This window comes from Micromonospora wenchangensis (assembly GCF_002210435.1).
Taxonomy (GTDB): Bacteria; Actinomycetota; Actinomycetes; order Mycobacteriales; family Micromonosporaceae; genus Micromonospora; species Micromonospora wenchangensis.
Genome location: NZ_MZMV01000073.1, coordinates 1 through 25,267, shown reverse-complemented (window position 1 = coordinate 25,267; position 25,267 = coordinate 1). Strand labels below are relative to the sequence as shown.

28 protein-coding genes are annotated in these 25,267 nt (G+C 74.8%); 13 read left to right on the top strand and 15 right to left on the bottom strand.

Annotated features, from left to right (window positions below; genetic code table 11):
• Nucleotides 1-446: 446 nt before the first annotated feature.
• Nucleotides 447-680 (top strand): DUF4190 domain-containing protein, encoded by a 234-nt coding sequence (locus tag B5D80_RS28570; protein ID WP_425437277.1) that lies wholly within the window; start codon nt 447-449, stop codon nt 678-680.
• On the opposite strand, the gene B5D80_RS28565 is transcribed toward B5D80_RS28570, so the two are convergent.
• Nucleotides 681-1,517, bottom strand: coding sequence for an SDR family NAD(P)-dependent oxidoreductase (locus B5D80_RS28565; RefSeq protein ID WP_194823078.1), 837 nt, complete (start codon nt 1,515-1,517; stop codon nt 681-683).
• Nucleotides 1,518-1,702: 185 nt separating this feature from the next.
• On the opposite strand from B5D80_RS28565, the gene B5D80_RS28560 reads away from it, so the two are divergent.
• The 4 genes from B5D80_RS28560 (at nt 1,703) to B5D80_RS28545 (ending at nt 3,819) form a co-directional block, all read left to right on the top strand.
• Nucleotides 1,703-2,263, top strand: a complete 561-nt coding sequence (locus tag B5D80_RS28560) for a DUF4190 domain-containing protein (RefSeq protein ID WP_088647035.1) — start codon at nt 1,703-1,705, stop codon at nt 2,261-2,263.
• Between the two features lie 127 nt (nt 2,264-2,390).
• Nucleotides 2,391-3,215 carry an SDR family NAD(P)-dependent oxidoreductase gene (locus B5D80_RS28555; RefSeq protein WP_088647034.1) on the top strand — a complete coding sequence of 275 codons (825 nt, stop codon included), beginning with the start codon at nt 2,391-2,393 and terminating at the stop codon, nt 3,213-3,215.
• Nucleotides 3,216-3,253: 38 nt separating this feature from the next.
• Complete coding sequence (locus B5D80_RS28550) at nt 3,254-3,460, top strand: GntR family transcriptional regulator (RefSeq protein WP_088647033.1); 207 nt, start codon at nt 3,254-3,256, stop codon at nt 3,458-3,460.
• 56 nt (nt 3,461-3,516) lie between these two features.
• Nucleotides 3,517-3,819: a hypothetical protein gene (locus B5D80_RS28545; protein ID WP_088647032.1), complete on the top strand. Its 303-nt coding sequence runs from the start codon at nt 3,517-3,519 to the stop codon at nt 3,817-3,819.
• Between the two features lie 90 nt (nt 3,820-3,909).
• Here the strand turns inward: B5D80_RS28545 and B5D80_RS28540 are convergent, their stop codons facing one another.
• The 4 genes from B5D80_RS28540 to B5D80_RS28525 all read right to left on the bottom strand — a co-directional run bounded on the left by B5D80_RS28540 (nt 3,910) and on the right by B5D80_RS28525 (nt 8,776).
• Entirely contained in the window at nt 3,910-6,114 is a 2,205-nt protein-coding gene (locus tag B5D80_RS28540; protein ID WP_088647031.1) for an APC family permease, read from the bottom strand.
• Between the two features lie 115 nt (nt 6,115-6,229).
• A complete protein-coding gene (locus tag B5D80_RS28535; protein ID WP_088647030.1) occupies nt 6,230-7,192 on the bottom strand; it encodes a DMT family transporter in 963 nt (320 codons plus the stop codon).
• A 119-nt stretch (nt 7,193-7,311) separates the two neighbouring features.
• Nucleotides 7,312-7,776 carry a hypothetical protein gene (locus B5D80_RS28530; RefSeq protein ID WP_425437278.1) on the bottom strand — a complete coding sequence of 155 codons (465 nt, stop codon included), beginning with the start codon at nt 7,774-7,776 and terminating at the stop codon, nt 7,312-7,314.
• A gap of 130 nt (nt 7,777-7,906) precedes the next feature.
• Nucleotides 7,907-8,776 (bottom strand): PhzF family phenazine biosynthesis protein, encoded by an 870-nt coding sequence (locus B5D80_RS28525; RefSeq protein WP_088647028.1) that lies wholly within the window; start codon nt 8,774-8,776, stop codon nt 7,907-7,909.
• Between the two features lie 33 nt (nt 8,777-8,809).
• Between B5D80_RS28525 and B5D80_RS28520 the strand changes: the two genes are divergently transcribed.
• The 3 genes from B5D80_RS28520 to B5D80_RS28510 all read left to right on the top strand — a co-directional run bounded on the left by B5D80_RS28520 (nt 8,810) and on the right by B5D80_RS28510 (nt 12,016).
• Entirely contained in the window at nt 8,810-10,114 is a 1,305-nt protein-coding gene (locus B5D80_RS28520) for a magnesium transporter MgtE N-terminal domain-containing protein (RefSeq protein ID WP_088647027.1), read from the top strand.
• On the top strand, nt 10,107-10,733 hold the full coding sequence (locus B5D80_RS28515; RefSeq protein ID WP_088647026.1) for a DUF1003 domain-containing protein: 627 nt from the start codon (nt 10,107-10,109) through the stop codon (nt 10,731-10,733). The genes B5D80_RS28520 and B5D80_RS28515 overlap by 8 nt, the downstream gene beginning before the upstream one ends.
• A gap of 134 nt (nt 10,734-10,867) precedes the next feature.
• Complete coding sequence (locus tag B5D80_RS28510) at nt 10,868-12,016, top strand: P-loop NTPase (RefSeq protein ID WP_088647025.1); 1,149 nt, start codon at nt 10,868-10,870, stop codon at nt 12,014-12,016.
• Between the two features lie 140 nt (nt 12,017-12,156).
• Here B5D80_RS28510 and B5D80_RS28505 read toward each other — a convergent pair whose 3' ends face one another.
• Nucleotides 12,157-12,582 carry a twin-arginine translocase TatA/TatE family subunit gene (locus B5D80_RS28505; RefSeq protein ID WP_088647024.1) on the bottom strand — a complete coding sequence of 142 codons (426 nt, stop codon included), beginning with the start codon at nt 12,580-12,582 and terminating at the stop codon, nt 12,157-12,159.
• A gap of 73 nt (nt 12,583-12,655) precedes the next feature.
• Nucleotides 12,656-13,984 (bottom strand): S1C family serine protease, encoded by a 1,329-nt coding sequence (locus B5D80_RS28500; RefSeq protein WP_211291687.1) that lies wholly within the window; start codon nt 13,982-13,984, stop codon nt 12,656-12,658.
• Nucleotides 13,985-14,266: 282 nt separating this feature from the next.
• On the opposite strand from B5D80_RS28500, the gene B5D80_RS28495 reads away from it, so the two are divergent.
• The gene (locus tag B5D80_RS28495) at nt 14,267-14,875 is read left to right on the top strand and encodes an O-methyltransferase (protein ID WP_204927355.1); all 609 of its coding nucleotides are present in this window, start codon (nt 14,267-14,269) and stop codon (nt 14,873-14,875) included.
• Nucleotides 14,876-14,986: 111 nt separating this feature from the next.
• Here B5D80_RS28495 and B5D80_RS28490 read toward each other — a convergent pair whose 3' ends face one another.
• Entirely contained in the window at nt 14,987-16,456 is a 1,470-nt protein-coding gene (locus B5D80_RS28490) for a leucyl aminopeptidase family protein (protein ID WP_088647022.1), read from the bottom strand.
• Nucleotides 16,457-16,597: 141 nt separating this feature from the next.
• A complete protein-coding gene (locus B5D80_RS28485; protein WP_007455245.1) occupies nt 16,598-16,765 on the bottom strand; it encodes a DUF3117 domain-containing protein in 168 nt (55 codons plus the stop codon).
• A gap of 191 nt (nt 16,766-16,956) precedes the next feature.
• Between B5D80_RS28485 and B5D80_RS28480 the strand changes: the two genes are divergently transcribed.
• Together B5D80_RS28480 and B5D80_RS28475 are read left to right on the top strand one after the other, a co-directional pair.
• Nucleotides 16,957-17,775 carry a PaaX family transcriptional regulator gene (locus tag B5D80_RS28480; protein WP_088647021.1) on the top strand — a complete coding sequence of 273 codons (819 nt, stop codon included), beginning with the start codon at nt 16,957-16,959 and terminating at the stop codon, nt 17,773-17,775.
• 4 nt (nt 17,776-17,779) lie between these two features.
• Nucleotides 17,780-18,571: an enoyl-CoA hydratase/isomerase family protein gene (locus B5D80_RS28475; RefSeq protein ID WP_088647020.1), complete on the top strand. Its 792-nt coding sequence runs from the start codon at nt 17,780-17,782 to the stop codon at nt 18,569-18,571.
• A 35-nt stretch (nt 18,572-18,606) separates the two neighbouring features.
• Here the strand turns inward: B5D80_RS28475 and B5D80_RS28470 are convergent, their stop codons facing one another.
• From B5D80_RS28470 to B5D80_RS28450, 5 genes are all read right to left on the bottom strand, one after another.
• Nucleotides 18,607-19,359, bottom strand: coding sequence for an SDR family NAD(P)-dependent oxidoreductase (locus B5D80_RS28470; RefSeq protein ID WP_088647042.1), 753 nt, complete (start codon nt 19,357-19,359; stop codon nt 18,607-18,609).
• A 65-nt stretch (nt 19,360-19,424) separates the two neighbouring features.
• On the bottom strand, nt 19,425-20,009 hold the full coding sequence (locus B5D80_RS28465; RefSeq protein WP_088647019.1) for a hypothetical protein: 585 nt from the start codon (nt 20,007-20,009) through the stop codon (nt 19,425-19,427).
• Nucleotides 20,006-20,602, bottom strand: coding sequence for a DNA-3-methyladenine glycosylase I (locus tag B5D80_RS28460; RefSeq protein ID WP_088647018.1), 597 nt, complete (start codon nt 20,600-20,602; stop codon nt 20,006-20,008). Before B5D80_RS28460 ends, B5D80_RS28465 begins: the two co-directional genes overlap by 4 nt.
• 80 nt (nt 20,603-20,682) lie before the next feature.
• Nucleotides 20,683-21,201, bottom strand: coding sequence for an SRPBCC family protein (locus B5D80_RS28455; RefSeq protein ID WP_088647017.1), 519 nt, complete (start codon nt 21,199-21,201; stop codon nt 20,683-20,685).
• Entirely contained in the window at nt 21,198-21,824 is a 627-nt protein-coding gene (locus B5D80_RS28450) for a DivIVA domain-containing protein (RefSeq protein WP_088647016.1), read from the bottom strand. The genes B5D80_RS28455 and B5D80_RS28450 overlap by 4 nt, the downstream gene beginning before the upstream one ends.
• 189 nt (nt 21,825-22,013) lie before the next feature.
• Here B5D80_RS28450 and folP point away from each other — a divergent pair, with 189 nt between their 5' ends.
• Nucleotides 22,014-22,883, top strand: coding sequence for a dihydropteroate synthase (gene folP / locus B5D80_RS28445; protein WP_088647015.1), 870 nt, complete (start codon nt 22,014-22,016; stop codon nt 22,881-22,883).
• A gap of 76 nt (nt 22,884-22,959) precedes the next feature.
• On the opposite strand, the gene ndhC is transcribed toward folP, so the two are convergent.
• Nucleotides 22,960-23,337: an NADH-quinone oxidoreductase subunit A gene (gene ndhC, locus B5D80_RS28440; protein ID WP_088647014.1), complete on the bottom strand. Its 378-nt coding sequence runs from the start codon at nt 23,335-23,337 to the stop codon at nt 22,960-22,962.
• 142 nt (nt 23,338-23,479) lie between these two features.
• Between ndhC and B5D80_RS28435 the strand changes: the two genes are divergently transcribed.
• Nucleotides 23,480-24,928, top strand: a complete 1,449-nt coding sequence (locus tag B5D80_RS28435) for a hypothetical protein (protein ID WP_211291686.1) — start codon at nt 23,480-23,482, stop codon at nt 24,926-24,928.
• Nucleotides 24,929-25,267: the final 339 nt, after the last annotated feature.

The following is a 25,267-nucleotide window of genomic DNA, read 5'->3' as shown; positions in this document are numbered from 1 at the left end:
ACGAGCCACCCCACCGGCCGCCCGACGAGCCGGCCACCCCGCCCGCGCCCGTCCCGCCGGACGGACCGCGGAGCCCGACGGAGCCCGAGCCGTCGGCGTGGACCCGACCATCCGACCCGTCACCCTGGGCGCAGCCGTCCGGACCGTCGGCCCGGGAACGGCCGCCGGAGTCCGGTCCGACCGGTGAGTCCCCCGGTGGTGGCCAGCCGGGCGGGTCGGCCCCGCCGCCCGGGTCACCCGGCTGGACCGGGCCGCCGGCGGGCGAACAACCGGCGGTCACGCCGCCGGGCGGACCGGCGTGGGAGCAGCCACCCGGATGGGAGCAGCCGACGCCCGGCGGACCGGCGTGGGAGCAGCCACCGCCGTGGGGGCGACCGCCTGGCGAACAGCAGTGGGGCCACCCGCCACCCGGGCCGTACGGACCACCGGGTGGCGGCGGGACCAACGTGCTGGCGATCCTGTCCCTGGTGTTCGCCATCGTCTTCGCCCCGGCCGGCATCGTCCTCGGCCACCTGGCGAAACGGCAGATCCGCCGCACCGGCGAGGACGGCGACCAGCTCGCCACCTGGGGCCTGGTCCTCAGCTACGCGTTCACCGCGATCGGGGTGCTCGTCTGCTGCGGCTGGCTCGCCCTGGTCGTGGTGGCCGGCGTCGGCAGCAGCACCGGCACCGGCTACTGATCAGCGGAACTGCGCCTCCCGGACGCTGTTGCCACCGTCGACCACCAGCATCTGCCCGGTGATGTACGACGCCGCGGGCGAGCAGAGGAAGCTGATCGCGGCGGCCACCTCGTCGGGGGTGCCGGGCCGGCCGACCGGGGTGCCGAGCCCCTGCTTGATCTCCGCCATCGTGGAGGCCGCCGTGTAGATGGTGCCGGGAGCCACCGCGTTCACCGTCACCCCGTCGGCGATCATCTCCATCGCCAGGGCCCGGGTCAGCCCGACCACCCCCGCCTTGGCCGCCGCGTACGCCGCCTCGGTGGGCAGGGCGTTGACCGGCCCGGCGGTGGCCGAGAGGTTGACGATCCGCCCCCAGCCCCGCTCGGCCATCCCGCTGATGAAGGCCCGGCTGCACAGGAACGCCGTGGTCAGGTTCCGGTCGATCTCGCCGCGCCACTCGTCGTAGCTGAGCTGGGCCACCGGGCGGAGCACCTCGGGGCTGGCCCGGCTGGCCAGGCCGGCATTGTTGACCAGCACCTCGACGTCGCCGAGCTGTTCGGCGACCGCGTCGGCGAGCGCGCCGACCTCGGACTCGTCGGTCAGGTCGGCGACGAAACCGGTCACGCCCAGCTCACCGGCCCGCTCGTGGATGCGCCGCGTGGTGGAGACGATCGCCACCCTGGCGCCCAGGTCGGCCAGTCGGCGGGCGGTGGCGTACCCGATGCCGTCGGCGCTGCCCGCGCCGGTGACCAGGGCGACCCGGCCGTCCAGCCGCATGGTCACCGGGTCCGGCAGCGGCACCGGCTCGTCCTGGCCGGGTTGGCTGCCGCCGGTGGTCGCGCGGGTGCGCCGGGCCAGGCCGGGGCGGCTCACGTCCCGCCTCGGTCGGCTGCCGGATCGGTCGGCCCCACGCGCGTCGATAGCCATGCCGGCATCCTGCCCGCTCGACCGGACGGGGGCAACGAGCCACCACGGGGCCGACCTCGCCACTGTGCGGTCCTGGCTACCCTGACGGCGCACCTACATGCGACGGAGAAGATCAGATGACCTATCCCCCGCCCTCCGACGGCTGGTCGGACCCGGCCTGGTCGGCCCAGCAGCCCGACCCGACACTTCAGGCCAGTGGCCCGCCGATCTCGGCCCCACCGGTCGGCAAGGACCCGTACGCCCCGGTCGACCCGTACGCGGGCGCGCCGCACATCCCCGCCCAGGCCGGCCCGGTCGACCCGTACGCCGCCGCTGCCGCCTACCCTCAGCCCGGCTACCCGCAGCCGATGGGGTACGCCGGTTACGGCGGTTACCAGCCCCCGGCACCGCAGAACGGCCTCGCCATCGCCTCGATGATCGTCTCGATCATCGGCGCGATCGGGCTGTGCGGTTACGGGCTCGGCGGCTACATCGGCCTCATCGGCGCGATCCTCGGTCACGTGGCCCGGCGGCAGATCCGGGAGCGGGGGGAGGGCGGCGCGGGCTTCGCCACCGCCGGCATCGTCGTCGGGTGGATCTCCACCGTCATCGCGGTGCTGGCCACCATCGCCATGGTGGTCTTCTTCGTCTGGTTGGCCAACCAGGAGTCGACGACCGGCTACGGCACCTCGTACTGAACGGTGGGGCCGCCCCGGGCACCCTGGGCGGCCCACCCGGTCACCCGCGCGTGACGAGAACCCGACGGCCCCCGTGGGCGTGGTGACGCCACGGTAACCTCGTGCCGTGACCGGGGTGGATGGACCTGTGGAAGACGTCACCGGGCGGCGGACCGTGGTGGTGACCGGGGCCAGTTCGGGCATCGGTCTGGCCGCCGCGGTGGCGCTGGCCCGGCGCGGCGACCGGGTGGCGCTGGTCGGCCGGGACCCGGCCCGCCTCCAGGCCGCCGGTGACCGGGTACGCGAGGCGTCCGGCGAACGCCCCGAACTGTTCCGCGCCGACTTCGCCGTGCTCGACGACGTACGCGGGCTCGCCGAGCGGTTGCGGGCGGCGTACGACCGGATCGACGTGTTGGCGAACAACGCCGGGGCGATCGTGTTGCAGCCGCTCACCACGGTCGACGGGTTCGAGCTGTCGATCCAGGCCAACCACCTGGCCCCGTTCCTGCTGAGCAACCTGCTGGTCGACCGGGTCGGCCGGCTGGTGGTGACCGCCTCCGGCGCGCACCGCAGCGGGACCCTCGACCCGGACGACCTCAACGCCGCGCTGCGCCGCTACCGGCCGATGCGCGCGTACGGCACCAGCAAGCAGGCCAACATCCTGTTCGCCGCCGAGGCGGCCCGGCGCTGGCCCGACGTGCCGGCGTACTCGTTCCACCCGGGGGTGGTGCGGACCCGGTTCGGCGCGGACAGCCGGCTGGTCGCCCTCGGCATGCGGGTGATGCCGTTCCGCAGCCCGGAAAAGGGCGCGGAGACGCTGGTCTGGCTGGCCAACCAGCCGGCGTCCCGGCTGGTCGACGGCGGCTACTACGCCGACCGGCGGCTGCGCCGGCCCTGGCCGCGCGCCGCCGACCCGGCGCTTGCCGCGCGACTCTGGGCCGCCAGCGCCGCCGCCGTCGGCATCACCGCCTGACCGGCCCCCCACACCGACTGCTGCGCCCCGGGACCGGCATGGCCATCGCGGGATGCCATCTGCGAGCAGATCCGGACCGGCCAACTCGCCGTGGGGACAGACTTCCGTCCACCACCGAACTGAAGGCCGAATACGACGTGTCCTACGGCTCGATCCGGGGAGCAATGCTGGTTCTCAAGACCGGGGACCTGGTCGAGGGGCGCCAGGGCGAGGGCGTCTACGTGAAGGCAGTGCCGGCAGACTGATCCCGACCGTCGAAACGGGCAGGCCCTGCGGAGACACCCTGCTCTGTGGAGATCTGTTGCTGCTGGAGCGGCAACGAATCTCCACGATCCTGATGTTCTCCTTGGCGGCCCCGGCGACGCATTGCTCGACGGTCCGCCGGGGACCTGTTCGCGGCGTGCTCGCAGGTGCCGGCGGTCGCTACAGTCGGGTCATGGCGCGTCACGGGCGGGTTGCGTATCCAGTGGCACTGCTGATCCTGGTCGTTGTCGGATTCATCGCGGATCTGCCGGTCTGGCAGGCGGCATTCGTCGGGGCGGCCGCGATGACGCCGCTCCTCCTTGTCGACCTCATCCTGACGCATGAGAGCAGGAGCGCATGATCGGGCATGGGCAGTAATCGAAGTCGCCGCCACCCAGCCGGCCCGCGAACCGTGACGTGACGGCGACCGCCCTGCGCCGCCGGGTCGCCCTCAGTCGGGGACGTGGACGGGGACGGTGGTGACCACCACGCCGGGCAGGGCGCGCAGGGCCCGGCGCAGCCGTTGGCCGGTACGGCTGTGCAGCAGGCGGTGCCCCGGCCGGCGCAGCACCACCTCCGGCACCACCACGGTCAGCACCAGCTCCGGCGCGGCGGTGTGCAGCGCCTCCAGGTAGTGCGCCAGCGGCCCGACCACCGCCCGGTACGGCGAGACGATCGTCTCCAGCCGGACGTGGTCCCCCCAGGCCCGCCACTGCTCCCGGAACCGGTCCGCCTCGGCGTCCTCCGGGGCGAGGTGCACCGCCAGCGTCGGCCGGCCCAGCGACACCGCGTACGCCAGGGCGCGCATCGAGGCGCGGTTGAGGCGTACCACCGGGACCACCACCAGGTGGCGTAGTTCCTGCGGCAGTTCCTCGCCCTCGACGGGCCGGCCCTCCGGCGCACCGGGCGGCCCGGCGGCGGGTCCGGGAGCCGTGGGCGGTGGGGCCCGGTCCGGGGGGCGCAGGGCCAGGGCGGCGTGCAGGGTGCGGTAGTGCCGGTGGATCCGGTCGAAGAGCAGCACCAGCAGCGGCACCGCGACCACCACCACCCACGCGCCCTCGGTGAACTTCGCCACCGCCGCCGTCAGCAGCACCAGGCCGGACAGGGCCGCGCCCACCCCGTTGACCAGCGCCCGCCGCCGCCAGCCGTCGCCCCGGTGCCGCCGCCAGTGCACCACCATGCCGCTCTGCGACAGGGTGAAGGCGAGGAACACCCCCACCGCGTACAACGGGATCAGCTTCTCGGTGTGGCCGCCGAACGCCACGAACACGACGACCGCCGTCCCGGCCAGCGCGACCAGGCCGTTGCCGAAGGCCAGCCGGTCGCCCAGGTGCAGGAAGCGGCGGGGCGCGTGACCGGCGCGGGCCATGAAGAACAGCAGCCGGGGAAAGTCGTTGAACGCGGTGTTCGCGGCCAGCAGCAGGATCAGCGCGGTGGTCACCTGGATGACGGCGTACCACGGGCCGGTGGGGAAGGTGAGCCGGGCGAGCTGGGACAGCAGCGTCTCGCCGGGGCGGGGCACCAGGCCGGCCAGGTGGATCAGCAGGGTCAGCCCGGCGAACAGGACCACCAGCATCGCCACCATCCAGGCCAGCGTGGTGCGCGCGTTGCGCCACTCCGGCGTACGGAACGCCGGCACCGCGTTGGAGACCGCCTCGATGCCGGTCATCGACACCGCCCCGGAGGCGAACGCCCGCAGCACCAGCAGCAGCCCCAGCCCCTCCGTCGCCGGCACCACCGGCGGGGCCACCGGCGCGAACCCCCGGCCCGCCGCCCGCAGGTAGCCGACCACGAGCAACCCCAGCACGGCGGCCACGAAGGCGTACGTGGGCAGGACGAACAGGTTGCCGGCGGCGCGTACCCCGCGCAGGTTGCCGGCGAGCAGCAGCAGGATCACCAGCACCCCGAGCGGCACGGCGAACGGCGTCAGCCCCGGCAGCGCCGAGGTGATCGCGTGCACGCCCGCCGCGATCGACACCGACACGGTCAGCACGTAGTCGAGCATCAGCCCGGCGGCGGCGGTCAGCCCCGCGCCGACCCCCAGGTTGTCCCCCGCCACCAGGTACGACCCGGCCCCGTGCGGATACGCCGGGATGGTCTGCCGGTACGAGATCCCGACGGCGACCATCAGCAGCACCAGCCCGGCCGACAGGGGCAGCGCCAGGCCCAGCGCCCCGCTGCCGGCCAGCACCAGCACGGTCAGCAACGCCTCCGGCCCGTACGCGACCGAGCTGAGCAGGTCGGAGGAGAGCACCGGCAGGGCCACCAGTTTGCGCATCCGCTCGTGCAGCACGGCGGCGCTGGCCAGTGGTGGGCCGAGGAGCACCCGGCGGAGCCGGCCGAGCCGCCGGCCCAGGGGGGAGTCCGGCTGGTCGGCCCGTTCGGCGGCGACCAGCCCGTCCCGCCCGGCCGGCGCCCCCGGTGCCGGGCGGAACAGCGCGATCGGGGCCAGCCGGCTGAACCGGCCCGGGGTGGGGCGGTTCCGGTAGCGGTCCAGGGTCGGGTCGACCGGCAGGGCGGGCGGCGCGCCGACCCGCCAGTGCGCGCCGACCCGGCGCAGGGCGTCCAACTCCGCCGGTTCCAGCGGCGGGAACTCGGCCGACGGGGTGACCACGGTGCCGCCGCGGTCGTCGTCGTCCGCGCTGCGCCCCGCCATCGCCCCACCTCCCCCCGCACTCTCACGTGCGGACGGGTCCCGTGCCCGCCGTTCGGGCGGAATAGCGACGAACGGACCTGCGGCGGACGACCGGGCCTGGTGGCCGGGTAGGCGGTCAGGGTGCCGGTGGGGCGGCGTCGGCGGGCAGCGCGGCCGGGGTGGCACGCCGGCCCGTACGGGCACCGCCGAGCACCACAACGACCACCCCGGCGAGCAGCAGCGCCAACCCGGGCAGCGCGTACGGGCGGGGCAACTGTCCCAGCCAGGCCCAGGCGATCAGCGCCGCCCCGGGGGCCTCCAGCAGGATCAGCACGCTGATCGTGGTCGCCGACACCCGGCGCAGCGCGTGGTTGAACATCGAGTGGCCGAGCAGTTGGGCCCCCGCCACCAGCCCGACGATCGCCACCCAGGTGCTGGTGCCCCAGCCGTGCAGCCGTACCCCGGTGACCAGGCAGACCAGCAGCAGGATCGCCGCGCACACCCCGTAGCAGATGGTGGTGTAGGTGGTGGTGCTGATGGTGGCGCGGGCGCGTTCGCCGAACGCGGTGTAGACGGCGGCGAACATCCCGCCGACGATCGCGAGCAGGTCACCGGCGAGGGCCCGGCCGGAGACGCCGACGTCCGCGCCGGTCGCCAGCACCGCGCCGGTCACCGCCACCCCGATGCCGACCCAGACGGGGTACGACAACCGCCGGCCCTGCCACCTGGCGATCAACCCCTGCCAGACCGGTTGGGTGGCGCCCAGCGCGGTGGCCGCCGCGACCGAGGTGAGCTGGGCGCTCGGCATCCAGGTGGCGAAGTGCGCGGCCAGCGCCACCCCGGACAACACGCAGTACCAGCCCTCGCGTCGGCCCGCCCCCACGGTCAGGGCACGCAGTTCGGCCCGGCGACGGGCCAGCGTGAACGGGGCGAGCACGGTGACCGCGAGCAGGTTCCGCCAGCACGCCACGGCCAGCGCCGGTGCCGCCGCGAAGGCGATCAGCGGGGCCGACGACGAGACCGACGCGACGGCGAGCGCGAGGACGCCGACGGTGAGCGGGTCGACGGGCGGACGCGACGGCGGTGCGGCGGAGGACACGGTGGGTCATCCTCACACGGGCGGCGGCGCTCGGGTGGACGCCGGGCGGCGGGTCGGCGCTGCCCGGCGGCGACGGCGGGGTGCCGGTCAGCGGTGCCCGGCGGCGACGGCCGGTGGGGTCAGCGGCGGCGGACCCGGTGCAGGCGGAACGGCTTGCGGGTGGCCCGGACCACGGCCGCGCCCCGGGGTTCGGCGGCCAGCGAGGTGTCCGGCAGCGCGTCCCCGGCGTCCGGCGGGCCGTCCGGGGCGAGGCGGGTCAGCGCGCAGCCGTCGGCCGCCCAGCGGGCCACCAGGTCGGCGGTCGGACCGGAGGCGTTGAGCCGCTTCGCCGCCACCAGCGGCGCGGAGGTCTCCCACTGCGGGCTGCCCGGGGCCAGCCGGGTCACCCGCGCCGGCCAGGTCACGATGCGCCCGCCGTGGTCGCCGCGCAGGGTCACCCGGGCCGTGGCGGCGTCGGCCAGCCCCGGCGCGGTCTGCTCCCCCGGCCCGCTGACCACGAACAACGACCCCTCCAGGGGTACGCACCACAGCGCGACCGCCGGCCCGTCGCCGACCCCCACCCAGGCCACGGCGGCCTTCTTCATCGCCTCGTCGACAAGTGGCGTCGACCGGGAGGCGTCCACCTCGTCCGTCACACCCGCATCCTCTCGCAGCTCCCACCCGCCCGGCACCCGACTGCCGCCGCCGGCCCGGACGGTGACGGCGGTGGCCCGGTCACCCGACGAACGGCGGCACCAGGATCTCGCCCCGGGCGACCGGCATCACCTGACCGGTCACCGTCGTGCCGACCGCCGCCCCGTCCTCGGCGGTCACCGTGCAGGCCAGGGCGGACGGGCGGCCGATCTCCGCGCCCTGCCGGACGGCGTACTCGCTGCGGCCGGCACCGGGGAGCAGACCGGTGGCGACCAGCCACACGCCCAGGCCCAGGGCGGCCGAGCCGGTGGCCGGGTCCTCGGGCACGCCGAGCCCCGGCACGAAGACCCGGGCGTGGGCGGTGCGCGTGTCGGCGTCCCAGGAGAACACGCTGACGTGCTCCACCCCGTACCGCTGGGCGGCCGCCGTGTTGACCCGGGCGCGGGCCACCGCGTCGGGGTGCACCGGCAGGTAGGGGAACTCCAGCCCGCAGCCGGCCACCCGGGGGGCCGGACCGGCGTGGTCGGCGGCGGTGAGCCCGGCCATCTCCAGCAGCGGTTCCGGGTCGAGTTCCGGTCCGAGGGTGGGGGTGCCACCGGTCAGGGTGGCGCCGGTCGTGGTCACCTCGATCGGCAGCACCCCGGCGTGGCACTCCTGGCTGACCGACCCGGCGGGGAACAGGCCACGGCGGCTGGCGGTGACCGCCGCGCCGACGCTGGGGTGGCCGGCGAAGGGCAGTTCCCCGGTCGGGGTGAAGATCCGGGCCCGGTAGGTGGCGCCCACCTGGGTCGGCGGCAGCACGAACACCGTCTCCGACAGGTTGAACTCCATCGCCAGCACCTGCATCTGCTCGGTGGCCAGCGCTTCGGCGCCGAACACCACGGCCAGGGGGTTGCCGGCGAACGGGCGGTCGGTGAAGACGTCCACGATCTCGTAGGCCAGGGTCGACATGGTGATAAACATTAGGCGCTTAGGCTGGGGGCCGTGAGCACGCCGAACCGGGTCTACATCGCTCGACTCGCCGGAGTCGCCGTCTTCGACCCGAACGGCGACCAGGTGGGGCGGGTCCGCGACGCGGTCGCCCGGATCCGGCCGACCCAGCGTCCGCCCGAGGTGGTGGGTCTGGTGGCCGAGATGCCGATGCGCCGCCGGATCTTCCTGTCCATCAACCGGATCACCTCCATCGACGCCGACGCGGTGGTCCTCGGCAGCGGCACCCTCAACCTGCGCCGCTTCTCCAAACGTCCCAACGAGCTGCTCGTCCTCCAGGAACTGCTGGACCGGCGGGTGCAGCTCGACCCGGGCGGCCAGCCCGGCGCGGTGGTGGACGTGGCGATGGAGTGCAGCCGGGGCGGCGAGTGGTCGTTGTCCCGGGTCGCCGTCCGCGAACAGACCAGCCGGTTGACCCGCCGTGGCCACCTGCACCAGGTGGACTGGGACCGGGTACGCGGGCTGAGCGGCCTCGCCGACAACCGGGGCACGGCCAACCTGCTGGCCGTGCTGGAGGACATGCGCCCCGCCGACCTGGCCAACGCGCTGCAGGATCTGCCCGACGCGCGGCGCAACGAGGTCGCGGCGGCCCTCGACGACGAACGTCTCGCCGACGTGCTCAGCGAGCTGCCCGAACGCGACCAGGTGGAGATCCTCGCCGCACTGGACCGGGAACGGGCCGCCGACGTGCTGGAGGAGATGGACCCGGACGACGCCGCCGACCTGCTCAACGAGCTGCCCCCGCCGGAGCAGGACGTGCTGCTCGACCTGATGGAGCCGGACGAGGCCGACCCGGTCCGCCAGCTGCTCAAGTACACCTCCGGTACGGCGGGCAGCGTGATGACCTCCGAGCCGGTGATCCTGCCGCCGGACGCCACGGTCGCCGAGGCGCTGGCCCGGATCAGGGAGGAGCAGCTCTCCCCGGCGATCGCCGCGCAGGTCTTCGTGACCCGCGCCCCGATGACCACCCCGACCGGCCGTTACCTGGGCATCGTGCACTTCCAGCGGCTGCTGCGCGAACCCCCGGCCGACCTGCTCGGCGGGGTGGTGATCAACGACATCGACCCGCTGCGGCCGACCACCCCGTTGCCGGAGATAACCCGCCGGATGGCCACCTACGACCTGGTCGCGATGCCGGTGGTCGACCGGAACAACCGGCTGGTCGGTGCGGTCACCGTCGACGACGTCCTCGACCACTCGCTGCCCCGGGACTGGCGGGACCGCGACGCCGTGCCCACCCCGGGCACCGACGAGACGGAGCTGCCCGGCACGCCGGTAGGCGGTGACTCCGATGGCTGACCAGCGGCGGACCGAGCGGTTGGACCAGCCGCGCGAGCCCCGGGGCGTCAAGCTGCCCCGGTTCGACCCGGAGGCGTTCGGCAGGTGGTCGGAGGGGATCGCCCGGGGCATGGGCACGGCGAACTTCATCGTCTACATGACGGTGGTGATCGCGTTGTGGTTCGGCTGGAACACCCTGGCCCCGGCGGACCTGCGCTTCGACCCGTACACGTTCACGTTCCTGACCCTGGTGCTGTCGTTGCAGGCGTCGTACGCGGCCCCGCTGATCCTGCTCGCGCAGAACCGGCAGACCGACCGGGACCGGGTGGCGCTGGAGGAGGACCGCCGCCGGGCGACCATGCAGAAGGCGGACACCGAGTACCTGGCCCGGGAGGTGGCCGCGCTGCGGATCGCCCTGGGTGAGGTGGCGACCCGGGACTTCCTCCGCTCGGAGCTGGCCCGGCTGGCCGAGGAGCTGGACGCGGCGGCGCAGCGGCGGCAGAAGCGGGAGTTGCGGCAGCCGGAACGGCCGGTGGGGCGGGGTGAGGGCCGCTCCGGTGGGGGCGAGCCACCGCTCGACGAGCCGCGCGACGATCTGGACGGCGACTACGCCCGCGACGGTCGCCGCCCGGATAGCTGAACGGGCCGGGGTCCCGTACCTGATCGTCCGGCTTTGTCCGGTGGGGCGGGGCGACCCCGGCGGGTCGATCGATTCGCTCACACCCGGCCCCGCTGTTGGCGGACGCCCCGGCCGCCCGACGTAGCATTGCCCGCATGTCAGCTCCCGTCAGCACCCTCTCCGACGCGATCCAGGCCGCGCTGGCCACCGTCAACGACCCGGAGATCCGTCGGCCCATCACCGACCTCGGCATGGTCCGCTCCGCCGAGATCGGCGAGGACGGCGTGGTCCGGGTCGGGCTGCTGCTCACCGTGGCCGGCTGCCCGCTGAAGGACAAGCTGCGCGGGGACATCACCGCCGCCGTCGGCGCGGTGCCCGGGGTGAGCGGCGTGGAGATCGAGTTCGGGGTGATGAGCCCGGAGCAGCGGCAGGAGTTGCAGGGCAAGCTGCGCGGCGGGGCCGGCACCGATGAGCCGGTCATCCCGTTCGCCCAGCCGGGCTCCCGTACCCGGGTCTACGCGGTGGCCAGCGGCAAGGGCGGTGTCGGCAAGTCCAGCGTCACGGTCAACCTGGCCGCCGCGCTGGCCGCCCGGGGCCTGTCCGTCGGCGTGGTCGACGCCGACATCTACGGCCACTCGGTGCCCCGGATGCTCGGCGCGGAGGGCAAGCCGACCCGGGTGGAAGACATGATCATGCCGCCGCAGGCGAACGGCGTGAAGGTCATCTCGATCGGCATGTTCACCCCGGGCAACGCGGCGGTGGTGTGGCGCGGCCCGATGCTGCACCGGGCGTTGCAGCAGTTCCTCGGCGACGTCTACTGGGGCGAGCTGGACGTCCTCCTGCTCGACCTGCCCCCGGGCACCGGTGACATCGCCATCTCCGTCGCCCAACTGCTGCCCAACGCCGAGATCCTGGTGGTGACCACCCCGCAGGCCGCGGCGGCCGAGGTCGCCGAGCGGGCCGGCGCGATCTCGTTGCAGACCCACCAGCGGATCGTCGGCGTCATCGAGAACATGTCCTGGCTGGAGCTGCCGGACGGGTCCCGGATGGAGGTCTTCGGCACCGGCGGCGGCGCGGCCGTGGCCGAGTCGTTGAGCCGGACGATCGGCGCGCAGGTGCCGCTGCTGGGCCAGATCCCGATGGACAGCCGGGTCCGCGAGGGCGGCGACGCCGGCACCCCCATCGTGCTGGCCGCGCCGGACGCGCCCGCCGCGAAGGCGCTGCACCAGGTGGCCGACCGGCTGGCGGTACGCCGCGAGTCGCTGCTCGGCAAGTCGCTGGGTCTCAAGCCCGCCGGGCGCTGACCTCCCGGGCCCGTGGCACGGGCCTGATCCCCTCACCTGAGCCGATGATGCGGTGCCCCCTGTTGGGGACACCGCCATAGGTGCTCCATCGCGTGGATCACGACAGCCCGGCCGGGCGGGGTCCGAGGACCGGACGCGGGTCAGGTGGCGTCGTCGTAGCTGGGGCGGGGGGCCGGGGCGGGCGCGGAGGCGGTGCTCGTCGTGCTGCTCTTGCGGGCGGCGGCCCGCGGGTCGATCCGGTCGGCGACGCCCTTGAGCTCCTCGTGCACCCCGGTGACGTCCGCCCGCAGGTCGTCGTAGACGCCCTGGAGGGGCTTGCGGATCGCCTGCTCGTCCTCCTCGCTGAGCAGGTGCTTGCGGATGAACGCCTTCGGGTGGAGGTCCTCCAACTGGATGTCGGTGCCCAGCTCACGGCTCAGGTCGCCGGTCGCGTTGCGGGCCATCGCCCGCAGGTTGCGCACCATCCGCAGGCCGTCGCTGATGACGTTGGGCAGCCGGTCCCCGAAGATCAGCAGTGCCAGGAGCAGCAGGACGCCGATCTCCCACCAGTTCAGGTTGTCGAGCACCGCAGGGCCTCCTCGTCACGTCGACCCAAGCCTACGCACGTCAGGGCCCGGTCCGGGAGGGGGTGAACGGCCCTCACTTGGCGTCCGCGGCGAGCGTCACCGAGGCGTTCTGCCGGGTCGACCCGCGCCGGTACTCCACGGTCACCACCGACCCCGGGGCGAACTTGCGGACCAGGGCGATCAGGTCGGTCGGATCGTTGATCGGCCGGCCGTTGAGCCGGAGCACGACGTCCCCGGTCCGCAGCCCCGCCCCGGCGGCCGGACCGGCCGGTTCCACGGCGGCCAGGCGGACCCCGACGCCCGCCCGGGTGGCCGTGCCGGTCCCCGCGACCTGGGCCCCGATCACGGTACGCCGGGCCTTGCCCGTGCCGATGATGTCCTGGGTGATCCGTTTCGCCTGGTTGATCGGGATGGCGAAGGCGAGGCCGATGTTCCCCGCCTCCTGCCCCTCGGCCACCAGCGACTTGATTGTCGAGTTCACCCCGATCACCCGGCCGGCCGCGTCGACCAGCGGGCCACCCGAGTTGCCGTGGTTGACCGCCGCGTCGGTCTGGATCGCCGCGTAGTAGCGGACCGGCCCGCCCGGCTCCCCCGCCTGCATGGTGCGGTCCAGCGCGCTGATGATGCCGGCGGTGACTGTGTTCGCCAGGGACAGCGGCGAACCGATGGCCAGCACCGGGTCCCCCACCGCGAGCGCGTCCGAGTCACCGAACTCGATCGGCCGCAGCCCCGTGCGGTTCACCTTGATCACCGCGATGTCCGACTCCGGGTCCTGCCCGACCACCGTCGCCGGGGAGCTGCTGCCGTCGTTGAAGGTCACCGACGCCCGGCCGGTGCCGTCGGCGACCACGTGGTCGTTGGTGACCACGTAGCCGTCGGTGCTGACGATGAACCCGGAGCCCTCGCTGGTGCCGGCCGGGCCGGCCACCCGGATCGTCACCACGCTGGGCAGGACCCGGCCGGCGACCCCGGCCAGCGAGTCCGGGCGACGCTGGGCCAGCCCGGGCCCCTCGGCCGGGCCGGCCCCCAGGGTGACCCCGCCGCCGACACCGCCGCGCACCGCGAAGGCGTACCCGAGGGCACCGCCCAGGGTGCCGGCGAGCAACGCCACGATCAGCGGGACGAGCAGCAGTTGACGCAGTCGTGGTCGGCCTGGCGCATCCGGGTCGGTGACCGGCTCCGGCGCGGCACCGGTGGCCGGCACGCTCGGCAGCACGACCGCCGCCGGGGCGTACGGGTCCCGCCAGGGGTCGGCGAGCGCGTCGGACCACCAGGGTGAAGCCGACCCGCCGTACGGCGTCGTCGGGGCCGTCTGCGGCGGACCGGGCGGCGGCCCCGCCGAACCCGGAGTCCCGCCGGGCGCTCGCCACTCCCAGCCGTCGGTCACGTCGGTGCCTCCCAGTCGTCCCCCGGTGCCCCGGACCACGACCGGGGGTGGCGGTCACGGCGCGGGGGGCACCCCATCCAGGATTGCACGGATGCGCCGGGTGGAGTCAGCTGTTGTCCGCCCGTACCCCGTCCGCCGGCCCGCCGTCGCGCCACCCGGGCCGGCACGGGTGGACTCGCGGCCGAAGGAGCCTCGCCTCTAGGCTCATAGCGCCCACCCGCTCCGCGTCCCATCGCCACCGCCCGGAGGTGTCCCATCGCCACGGTCGCCAGTTCCGGCAGCCCCACGGCGCAGTCGTTGCAGTTCGCCGAGTCGTACGTCGGAGAGGACATCGTGCTGGCCACCGCCCGGAGCCTCGCCCGGGAGGTCGGCCTCGACGCGGTCACCCCCGGCGCCGGGGCGGCGCTGCGCCTGCTCGCCGCCGCCGGCAACGCCCGCGCGGTGGTGGAGATCGGCACCGGCACCGGGGTCAGCGGGGTGTGGCTGCTGCGCGGGATGCGCGCCGACGGGGTGCTCACCACCATCGACGTCGAGGTCGAGCACCAGCGGATCGCCCGGCGGATCTTCGTCGAGGCGGGTTTCCCGTCCGGCCGTACCCGGATCATCACCGGCCGGGCGCTGGACGTGCTGCCCCGGCTCGCCGACGGTGCGTACGACCTGATCTTCGTCGACGGTGAGACGACCGGCTCGGCCGCGTACGTCGACGCCGCCCTGCGGCTGCTGCGCCCCGGTGGGGTGCTCGCCCTCAACGGCGGATTCGCCGGTGGCCGGATCGGTGACCCGGCCGCCCGGGACGCCGAGACGGTGACCATGCGGGAGACGGTCAAGGCGATCCGGGAGGCCGAGCAGTGGATCCCGGCCCTGCTCCCGGTCGGTCACGGCCTGCTGGCCGCGGTCAAGTGCTGACCACGGCCGGGCACTGACGTTGACCGGGTGCTGACGGCGACCGGGTGCCGACCGGGGCCGGGTGCCGACCGCGCCGGGACGCAGGACGCGGGCACCCGGCCCGGCGGCGGCTCAGTCCAGCGTCGCCAGCCAGCGCAGCAGGCCCCGCACGCCCCAGCCGGTCGCGCCCCGGGTCAGCTCGGCGTCGTCGCCGTCGGCCCAGGACGGTGCGGACATGTCGATGTGCAGCCAGCGGTCCCGCAGCTCCCCGGTGAACTCGCGCAGGTAGAGCGCGGCCATCACCGAACCGGCCCCCCGGTCCGGGGAGCTGTGCCGGTCGGCCAGGTCGCTGCCGAGGTGTTCGAGATAGTCGGCGGGCAGCGGCATCCGCCAGGCCGCCTCGCCCGCGTCGGCCACGGCGGCCAGCACGGCGGCGGCCAGCTCGTCGTTGTCGCTGTACAGCGCGCCGGTCCGCTTGCCCAACGCCACCGCGTTCGCGCCGGTCAGGGTGGCCAGGTCGACCAGCAGGTCGGGGCGGAGTTCGCGGGCCGCGTAGCCGAGCGCGTCGGCGAGCACCAGCCGCCCCTCGGCGTCGGAGTTGGTGCTCTCGCTCGTCGTCCCGTCGTAGTGCCGGATGACGTCGCCGGGACGGAACGCCGACCCGCTGACCATGTTCTCGGCCAGCGGGGTCAGCGCGGTGACCCGGACGGGCAGCCGTAGCGCCGCCGCGCCGAGGGTGGCCGCGACCACCGCCGCCGCGCCGGCCATGTCCTTGCGCATCAGCTTCATCGCCGGCACCGGCTTGATCGAGATGCCACCGGTGTCGAAGGTGATCCCCTTGCCGACCAGGACGACGTGCTGCCGGGCGTCGGCGGGCCGCCAGTCCAGCTCGACCAGGCGGGGGCCGCTGGCCGAGCCGGCACCGACGGCGAGGATGCCGCCGAAACCCTCGTCCGCCAGCTCCTGCGGCCCGCGTACCCGCAGGTGCAGGTCGGGGTGGTCGGCGGCGGCGTCGGCGACCTGGGCGGCGAACCACTGCGGGGTCTTCACCGCCGAGGGGGTGTTGGTCAGGTCCCGGGCCAGGCGGGTCATCGCGGCGGTGGTCCGGGCCGTCCCGACGACCTCGGTGTACGCCTCCGGCGTGGTGGTCAGCAGGGTCACCCCGGCCAGCGCGGGCGTCGTCCCCGCCTCGGTCAGCCGGAAACGGTACGAGGCGAGCAGCAGCCCCTCCACGACGGCCCGGACGACCTCGGCGGACGCGTCGACCGGCACCGCCAACGTGACATGTGTCTCAGCTACGGCGGCGCGGGCCAGGGCGGCGCCGGCCGTCCGCCAGGCCCGTTCCCCGCCGTCGCCCACGCCGAGCAGCAGCAGCCGGGCGGGGGAAGCACCGGGGCGGAGCTGGGTCAGCGTCTCGCCCGCCCGCCCGGTCAGCCGGGTGGCCGGCAGCAGCGCCCGCGCCTGCGCCCACACCTCGTCGGTGGGCGGCGACGCGGTGGCGACCAGCACCGGTGCGGCGTCGTCCGGGTCGGTGGCGGCGCGGACGGGCAGGACGAGGACGTCCGACCCGTCGGGGGCGGCGGCGAGACTGATGGCGAGCACGCTGGACCGTACCTCCGGAAAGTTGGCGGTGCGGGACCTCGACGACCCGCTGGGGACAGACGAAGTCCCTGAGTCACCGGCGGTGCCGGTGACTCAGGGACCAGGGACCTTCCGCGCGGCACCGCGCGGAGTGTCGGCCGATCAGCCGGCAGCCGCCTTCAGCGCGTCACCGAGTGCGTTGGCCTCGTCGGGAGTCATCTCGACGACGAGCCGGCCACCGCCCTCCAGCGGGACCCGCATGACGATGCCCCGACCCTCCTTGGTGACTTCCAGCGGACCGTCGCCCGTCCGCGGCTTCATCGCCGCCATGTTGTCTCCCCTCAGACCTATACATCAGGGTCGGTGTACTGCCCCACAGCCACTTCGTGATGACCACCCGCAAGGTACGCGGGGGCGTCGACCACGATTTTCCCTGATGAACACCGCCGGACCCAAACCGGAGCAGCATTGATGTAACAGCATCTAGCTTATCTTGAGAAGGCCTGTCACAATGTGCGGTCATGCAGGCACGGTCGGCACTCTTCGACCTGTACGGCGACCATCTCCGCACGCGGGGTGGGCGCGCACCGGTCGCCGCCCTGGTGAAGTTGCTGGCCCCGCTCGGCGTCGCCCCGCCGGCCGTCCGGACCGCCGTGTCCCGGATGGTGCGCCAGGGCTGGCTGGAACCGCTGCGGCTCGCCTCCGGACCAGGTTATTCGATCACACCGAAGGCGGTCCGGCGGCTCGACGAGGCCGCCGCCCGGATCTACCGCACCGGCCGGATCACCTGGGACGGGCGGTTCGACCTGCTCGTCCTGTCCACCCCGACCGCCCGGCGCGACCGCCAGCGGCTCGCCGCCAACCTCAGCTTCCTCGGCTACGGCACCCTCGACGAGCACACCTGGGTGGCGACCCGGGCCAGCGAGGACGTCGACCTGCTGCTGGAGGAGGCCGGGGTGCGCTACGAGCGGTTCACCGCCGCGCACGCCGCCGGCACCCCCGGGGCGATGGGCGTGGTCCGCCGCGCCTGGGACCTCGGCGAGATCGGGCACGCCTACGAACGGTTCGTCGCCGAGCAGCGCGCCCAACTCGCCGGGGTGACCGTACGCAGTGGCGACGAGGAGGCGTACGCGGCCCGGTTCCGGCTGGTGCACGCGTGGCGTACCTTCCTGTTCCAGGACCCTCAACTCCCTCCGGCACTGCTCCCCGAACGCTGGCCCGGCACCGCCGCCGCCAGCTTCTTCGACCGGCACGCCGCCCGGCTCCGGCCGGCGGCCGACCGGTACGTCGAGCAGTGCCTCGACGCCGGCAACCGGGTCCCCCGACAGAAGGGCCGTTAGAGACGTGACCGAGCCGCTGCTCGTCGACCGCACCGATGGCGTGGTCACCCTGACCATGAACCGCCCCACCGCGATGAACGCCCTCGACGTGGCGCTCAAGGAGGCGCTGCGGGACGCGCTGGCCGCGCTGGAGACCGACCGGTCCTGCCGGGCGGTGGTGCTGGCCGGGTCGGGCGGCTCGTTCAGCGCCGGCCAGGACCTGCGCGAGCACGTGCAGGTGCTGGAGTCGCCGGGCCGCGACCCGCTGGACACCGTCCGGGCGCACTACAACCCGATCGCCGCCCGGCTGGCCAACCTGCCCAAGCCGGTGGTCGCCGCCGTCCGGGGGATGGCCGCCGGGGCGGGCGCCTCGCTGGCGTTCCTGGCCGACTTCCGGATCGGCGGGCCGAAGACGAAGTTCCTGATGGCGTTCGCCGGGGTGGGCCTGGCCGCCGACACCGGGGCGTCCTGGACGCTGCCCCGGCTGGTCGGCCACGCCAAGGCCGTCGAGCTGCTGATGCTCGCCGAGCCGGTCGCCGCCGACGAGGCGTGCCGGCTGGGCCTGCTCACCCGGCTGGTCGACGACGACGAGCAGGTGCTGCCCACCGCGCACGAGCTGGCCGCCCGGCTCGCCGCCGGCCCGACCGTCGCGTACGGGGCGATCAAGCGGCAGCTCTCCATCGCCGACGCGGGCACCCTCGCCGACGCCCTCTCCGCCGAGGCGCAGGCCCAGTCGATCTGCGGGGGCACCGCCGACCACCGGGCCGCCACCGTCGCCTTCGTCAACAAGCAGAAGCCGGTCTTCCAGGGCAACTGAGCCGCCCGGCCGGGCGCGCGGGGACATGCCGGCCGTCAGCGGGCCACGTACCCGCCGTCGATGGGCACCGTGTGGCCGGTGATCCAGGCCGCGTCGTCGGAGCAGAGGAACAGCACCACGCCGGCCACGTCGTCCGGGCTGGGGATGCCGGGTTTCGGGTTGAACGACTCCATCCGGGCCCGCATCTCCGCCGGGTCGGGCGCGCTGTCGATGAAGTGCCGCACCAGCGGGGTCATCACCACCGTGGGGGCGACCGCGTTGACCCGGATGTTGCGGGCCGCGTACTCCACCGCCGCCGAGCGGGTCAGCCCGACGATGCCGGCCTTGGTGAAGGTGTACGGGGAGATGTTCTCCTGCGCCGCCAGGCCGGTGGTGGACGAGGTGTTGACGATCGCGCCCCCGCCGCCGCGCAGCATCGCCTCGATGCCGTACTTGAGCACGTGGAACACGCCGTCGCCGTTGATCCGGCGGACCTTCTGCCAGTTCTCCACGTCCATCTCGTGCAGGGGCTGCTGCCGGCCGTCGATACCGGCATTGTTGAAGATCAGGTCGATCCGGCCGTAGCGCCGCACCGCTTCGGCGACGCCCTGCTCCACCGCGCCGGCGTCACCGGTGTCGACGGTGACCGCGAGGGCGTCGGGCAGGTCGGCGGCGACCCGCTCGGCGCCCTCGGTGTTGATGTCGGCGACCACCACCCGGGCCCCCTCGGCGGCGAACCGCCGGGCGGTGGCCTCGCCGAGCCCGGAGGCGCCACCGGTGACGAATGCGACCTTGTCCTGGAACCGCATCGGCCCTCCCTCGACCGGCCGACCGGGCGCCGGCACCGGTGCGCCCATACCCGGTCGGAGGGCGGCTAGTCGTCCTCCTCCGGGTCCTGGTTGGCCTCGACGCCCAGCACGAACGCCTGCATGGCCAGCTCGTCGCCGCTGGGCGAGACGAACGCGGGCAGCTCGGCCGGGCCCAGCTCCTGCACGTACGACCAGAAGAGCCGGACCGCCTCGGCCCGCGACTCGGCCTCGATCGGCAGGTCGAGGCTGACCAGCCAGGTCCGGCGCGACGGCGGCGGGCCGAGCCGGTCGACCAGGTCGCGGTAGGTGCCCGGGTCGAGCGGGGTGACCGGGCCGGCGACGGCGACCTGCCCGGCCGGCACCGGCGCGTCGAACGACCGCCGGGTGTAGGTCACCAGCAGCGCCCGCCCGTCGTTGCGGGCCACCCGGCCCAGCGCCACCAGCCGGGGCGGCCCGTCGGCCAGCACCGCCACCCGGTCACCGGGGCGGGGGGCGGGCCCACCGGCCGGGACGGCCAGCTCCAGGGTGTCGTGGTGGACGAGGCGTTCGGCGTCGTGCCGCCCGGCCGGCAGCAGCACCGCCCAGGCGTCGCCGCCCGGCCCGCCGTCGACGTCGGTCGGGCCGGTGCTGCGGTGGTCGGTCACGGTCATGACCCCATCTGATCACGGGCCACGGCGGTGCCGGCGTGGCAGCCCGCGAGATGGTCGTCGACCATGCCGGTGGCCTGCATCAGCGCATACGCCGTGGTGGGGCCGACGAAGCGGAAGCCCTGCTTCTTGAGCGCCTTGGCCAGGGCGACGGACTCGGGGGTCGACGCCGGCACCTCGGCGAACGATCCGAGCCGGGCCGGCCGGGGCGGCGGCGCGTACGACCAGAGCAGCGCGGAGAGCCCGTCGGGCAGGGTCAGCGCGGCGCGGGCGTTGGCGATCGCCGCCTCGATCTTGGCGCGGTTCCGGACGATGCCCGCGTCGGCGAGCAGCCGGGTCACGTCCGCGTCGCCGAAGGCGGCGACCCGCTCGATCCGGAAGTCGGCGAAGGCGAGCCGGAACGCCTGCCGTTTGCGCAGGATGGTCAGCCAGGACAGCCCGGACTGGAACGCCTCCAGGGTGAGCCGTTCGTAGAGGGCGTCGTCGCCGCGCAGCGGGCGGCCCCACTCGGTGTCGTGGTAGATCGCGTAGTCCGGGGTGCTCGCCCCCCAGGCGCAGCGCGGCAGGCCGTCGGGGCCGGTCACCAGGTCAGTCACCCGTCACACGCTAGGCCAGGGGCCTGACACCCGTCGTCGGGGCCGGGGTGACGCGGCCCTACCGACCCCGCTGCAGAGCGTCAGCGGGTGGACGGGCGGGGCAGCCGGCCGGACTCGACGAGGCGGGCGAAGCGTTTCAGGGCCAGCGTCAGGCTGGCCTTGGAACCCGGCCAGAGCAGCGGCCAGGCGACCCGGCCGGCCGCGCCACCGGGCAGGTGGAACCACTCGTGCCAGACCACCTGGGTCCGGTCGTCGGCCAGCGGGGTGCAGCGCAGCACCCCGGGGCCGCGCAGGAGCCTGCCGCAGTGCACCACGCCCACCTCGTAGGGGGCGTCGACCCGGACCACCCGCATCTCGTCGCGCAGCGCCGCCGGGCCGAGCGCGGTGACCGCCTCGATGAGGCTGCCCTCGCCGCCGTCGCCCTCGACCACCCGGACCCGGGTCAGCGGAATCCAGTCGGACTGCCCCTCCCAGTCGGTGAGCGCGGCGAAGACCCGCTCGGCGGGCGCGTCGACGATCACCGTGGCGGTGAACTCGCCGGCACCGGGCTGGGCGGCCTCGTCGGCCAACCCGCCGCCCGCCGGGTCCGGTCCGGTCACACCGGCTCCGAGCGGACCACCGCGCCGCCGGGACGGTCGGCGTCGGTCTCCCCGGCCGGCTCCCCCGCCCGGTCGTCCCCGGGGCGGCCGTCGGTCGGGGTGGCGTCGCCGGTCGGGGTGGCGTCGCCGGTGGCGGCGACCGGCGGGTCGGCCTCGGCTGACGGGCGGACGGGCTGGTCCGCCGGCTCCACCGACACGGCCCCGGTGGTCGGCCCGTCCGGGTCGGCGGGCACGTCGGCGGTCGTCGGGGAGGCGTCGGACGCGGTGCTCGCGGCCTCCTCCCGGGTACGGCGCAGCGCGTCGGCGTCGGCGGTACGGCCCTCCCGCAGCGCGGCGATCTCGGCCTCCAACACCCCGATCAGCTCGGTCTTGTACCCGATGTCGTAGCCGGCCCGGCGCATCGCCTGGTCGACCTGGTCCATCCGGTAGCCGCGCAGGGCGGTGTCGAAGCGCAGCGCGCCCACGTCCGACTCCCGCAGCGGCCGGCCACCCGGCAGCGGGACGGCTCTGCCGTCGGGCTCGACGGGCGCGAGGCCGTCCCGACCCGAGATCAGCACCGTCACGCCGAACACGACCGCCGCCACGGTCAACGCGACGACCAGAATGAGCAGAGTCTGACCCATGCAGAGATCGTGGCACGGGGACACCCTCCGGAGCGACCCCAACCACCATCATCGTCACCGATCTTTCGGCCGGGACGGCCTGCCGGCGGGCCGGGTCTTCGGGGTCGTACCGGCCCGGAGGCGGGTCGGGCGACCGGATAGCGTCGGCGTCGGCCGGGTCGTCCGGCCGGTGAGCTGCGGGAGGCGGAATTGGCCGGGGCGCTGCGACTCGGGGGGCGGAGCTTCGCCCCGGGCGAGCCGGTGGTGATGGCGATCGTCAACCGGACGCCGGATTCGTTCTTCGACCGGGGCGCGACCTTCGCCCAGGACAGCGCCCTGCGCGCGGTGGAGCGGGCGGTCACCGAGGGCGCGGAGATCATCGACATCGGCGGGGTGAAGGCCGGGCCGGGCGACGAGGTCGACGTGGCCGAGGAGATCCGCCGGACGGTGGACACCATCGCCGCCGTCCGGGCCGCGTTCCCCGGGGTGGTCATCTCGATCGACACCTGGCGGGCCGAGGTGGCGGTCGAGGCGGTGGCGGCCGGCGCAGACCTGCTCAACGACACCTGGTCCGGGGCCGATCCGGCGCTCGCCCGGGTGGCCGCCGAGACCGGCGTGGGGCTGGTCTGCTCCCACGCCGGTGGGCTGACGCCCCGGACCCGGCCGCACCGGGCCGCGTTCACCGACGTGGTCGCCGACGTGGTCGCGACGGTGACCGGGCTCGCCGAGCGGGCGGTGTCCCTGGGGGTACGCCCCGACGGCATCCTGATCGACCCGGCGCACGACTTCGGCAAGAACACCAGGCACTCGTTGGAGATCACCCGCCGGTTGGCCGAGCTGGCCGGCACCGGCTGGCCGCTGCTGGTGGCGTTGTCGAACAAGGACTTCATCGGCGAGACGCTGGACCTGCCGGTGCCGGAGCGGTTGGAGGGCACGCTGGCCGCGACGGCGGTGTCGGCCTGGCTCGGCGCGCGGGTGTTCCGCGCCCACCAGGTGCTGCCCACCCGGCGGGTGCTGGACATGGTGGCCTCGATCCGGGGCGACCGGCCGCCGACGCTCACCCGCCGCGGCCTGGCCTGACCGGTCACCGGGTGACCCGACCCGGCCGGCCCGGTGAGCCGGCCCGGCCGGCGGGGTGGTCAGCCCGGCGCGGTGGTCAGGTCCAGTGCAGGATGCGCTTGCGCCAGGCGTAGAGGATGCCGAGCGCGACCACGGCCACGAAGACGCCCATCTCGGCGACCGTCACCGCGCCGAACCCGGGCCGGTCGAAGACCATCGCCCAGGGGAAGAGGAAGACCGCCTCGACGGCGAACAGCACGTAGAGGTACGCGTACACGTAGTAGCGGATCTGCATCTGCGCCCAGTCGCCGCCGACCGGGTCGAGGCCGCACTCGTAGCCGGCCCGCTTGCCGACCGGGTCGGCCGGCCGACGGGGACGTAACACCCGGTTGGCCGAGAACGCCGTGACGAAGAAGAGGACGGCAGCGAGCAGCAGCAGCCCGAGCGTCGCGTACGAGCCCAGGTAACCGGTCACGGTGGCTGAGCCTACCGGGCGGCGGGCCGCACCGGACGAGGCGAGGGCGACCGGGCCGTCACCGAATATTTTCCGCCGGTACTAGTGCCCCGCCGCAACTGTTACCGAATAATGAACTCGCACCCAGGGTCACGGAGGTCAGATGCCCGGCGTGGACGCGCGTACCGTCCGGCGGTCCCTCTCCCGGCGTACCCCCGCTCTGTCCGTGGCGACCATGGCGGCCGGGCTGGTGGTCGCGCTCGGGGTGACCCCGGGCCTGGCTGCCCCACCCACCGTGACCCTGACGGTGACCGACCCGACCGACGCCGGGACCCCCGGCGGCGACCCGACCGACTCGACCACGCCCCCGGTCGAGCCGACGGCGACCGGGGCGGGCCCGACCAGCGCGCCGCCGACGCTGCCGCCGGACCCGGAACCGACCACCGCCGCGCCGGAGCCCACCGGCGCCCCACCGTCGACCACCGCGCCCGCGCCGACGGCCACCGGCGTGCCGACCGCCCGGCCGCCGCTGCCCGGCCGACCCACCCGCCCCGGCCAGCCGGGCGGCGACCGGGTCGGGGTCCGGGTGGACACCGGGGACGTGACCCTCGACGACGGTTACTGGGCAGCCGACGGCACGGTCACCGCGCTGCGGGTCACCGTCACCAACACCGGGTCCGTGCCGGCGCGGCTCCGGCTGGCCTACACGCTGCCGGCCGGGCTCACCGACGCCGGGACGCCGGGCTGCGGGGCCGGCGGCGACGGCGGATGGCACTGCGGAGAGTGGGCCACCGCGCCGGGCGACCGGTTCGACAGCATGATCCGGGTACGGGTCAGCGGCACCGCCTGGCGGCAGATGCCCCTCAGCGGCGCGGTACGGGTCACCGCGACCGGCCCGGACGGCGGCACCGCGCAGGACGACCAGGGGTTCGCGGTGCTCTTCCCGCCCGGCCCGCCGGTGCCCGGGATACTGCTCGACGCCGACGAGGTGGCCTTCGACATCAGTGGCGGGCCCACCGTGCTGACCGCCCACCTGGGCAACACCGGCCGGGTGCCGGCAACCGGGCGGGTCGAGGTGACCCTGCCGGAGGGGGTCAGCGTGCTGGACCCGCCGGCCGGCTGTGCACCGCTGGCTCCGACGCGTACCCGCTGCGACCTCGGCGTGCTGCCGGCGGGGCGGACGCAGACGCTCCGGTTCACGGTCGCCGCCACCCCGGACGCCCAGCGCGAGGCCCCGCTGGCCGGGGCGCTGACCGGCTGGTTGGACCCGGAGAGCGGGCCAGCCCGGCAGGTCCAGATGAGCTTCCGGATCACCGCCGCCGCCGCGCTGGCCACCCCGCCGGTGGGGACGCCCGCGCCGACGGGTTCGCAGGGATTGATCGCGGCGCAGGGCGGGACGGTCGCGCTGAGCGGGATGTCCTCCGCGCAGCGGACCGCGCTCGCGCTGATCACGGTCTCCGTCCTGCTGGTGGTGCTGGCCCTCGTGCTGGCGACCGCTGCGCTGCGCCGGCGCTCGGCCGAGGTGGCGGGGGACCCGCCGCCGACCGGGCGGCCGACCAGACCTGCCGGCGGTCGGAGCAGGTGGTGGGGGCCGTCCGGACGGTCGCGGTGATATCGATTACGGCGTGCATCACAAATCACCGCATAGCCGTACAGATTTCGCCGACCCGGTTCCCAGGTGTCGGACCTCCACCAAGGATGCCCTAAGCCCTGGACGTAGGCTCGGAGGCGAGAGATGACAGCGGTCCGGCCCGCCACGGGCGGACCGGGCGCAGCGGCGCATCAGGGAGGTCGCGTGGCCGGGCAAGGCGAGGTCACCATCATGTGCAGCCGCACGCGCGGCGGGGCCGAGCGAAGCGAGGTGCAGGCGTGACCAAGCAGATCCGTCAGTTGGACCGGGTGGTGATCCGGTTTGCTGGTGACTCGGGTGACGGGATGCAGTTGACGGGGG

Excerpts from the sequence above, each read along its gene's own strand:
- B5D80_RS28525 (WP_088647028.1), bottom strand. The coding sequence starts at position 8,776 with ATGTCGACCCTGGCCTACGAGATCGTGGACGTCTTCACCGACCGCCCG.
- B5D80_RS28540 (WP_088647031.1), bottom strand. The coding sequence starts at position 6,114 with ATGGCGGGGCGCAGCGCGGACGACGACGACCGCGGCGGCACCGTGGTC.
- B5D80_RS28560 (WP_088647035.1), top strand. The coding sequence starts at position 1,703 with ATGACCTATCCCCCGCCCTCCGACGGCTGGTCGGACCCGGCCTGGTCG.
- B5D80_RS28470 (WP_088647042.1), bottom strand. The coding sequence starts at position 19,359 with ATGCGGTTCCAGGACAAGGTCGCATTCGTCACCGGTGGCGCCTCCGGG.
- B5D80_RS28480 (WP_088647021.1), top strand. The coding sequence starts at position 16,957 with ATGCAGGCACGGTCGGCACTCTTCGACCTGTACGGCGACCATCTCCGC.
- B5D80_RS28450 (WP_088647016.1), bottom strand. The coding sequence starts at position 21,824 with ATGGGTCAGACTCTGCTCATTCTGGTCGTCGCGTTGACCGTGGCGGCG.
- B5D80_RS28435 (WP_211291686.1), top strand. The coding sequence starts at position 23,480 with ATGCCCGGCGTGGACGCGCGTACCGTCCGGCGGTCCCTCTCCCGGCGT.
- B5D80_RS28465 (WP_088647019.1), bottom strand. The coding sequence starts at position 20,009 with ATGACCGTGACCGACCACCGCAGCACCGGCCCGACCGACGTCGACGGC.
- B5D80_RS28530 (WP_425437278.1), bottom strand. The coding sequence starts at position 7,776 with ATGAAGAAGGCCGCCGTGGCCTGGGTGGGGGTCGGCGACGGGCCGGCG.
- B5D80_RS28485 (WP_007455245.1), bottom strand. The coding sequence starts at position 16,765 with ATGGCGGCGATGAAGCCGCGGACGGGCGACGGTCCGCTGGAAGTCACC.
- B5D80_RS28550 (WP_088647033.1), top strand. The coding sequence starts at position 3,254 with ATGGCCATCGCGGGATGCCATCTGCGAGCAGATCCGGACCGGCCAACT.
- B5D80_RS28510 (WP_088647025.1), top strand. The coding sequence starts at position 10,868 with ATGTCAGCTCCCGTCAGCACCCTCTCCGACGCGATCCAGGCCGCGCTG.
- B5D80_RS28515 (WP_088647026.1), top strand. The coding sequence starts at position 10,107 with ATGGCTGACCAGCGGCGGACCGAGCGGTTGGACCAGCCGCGCGAGCCC.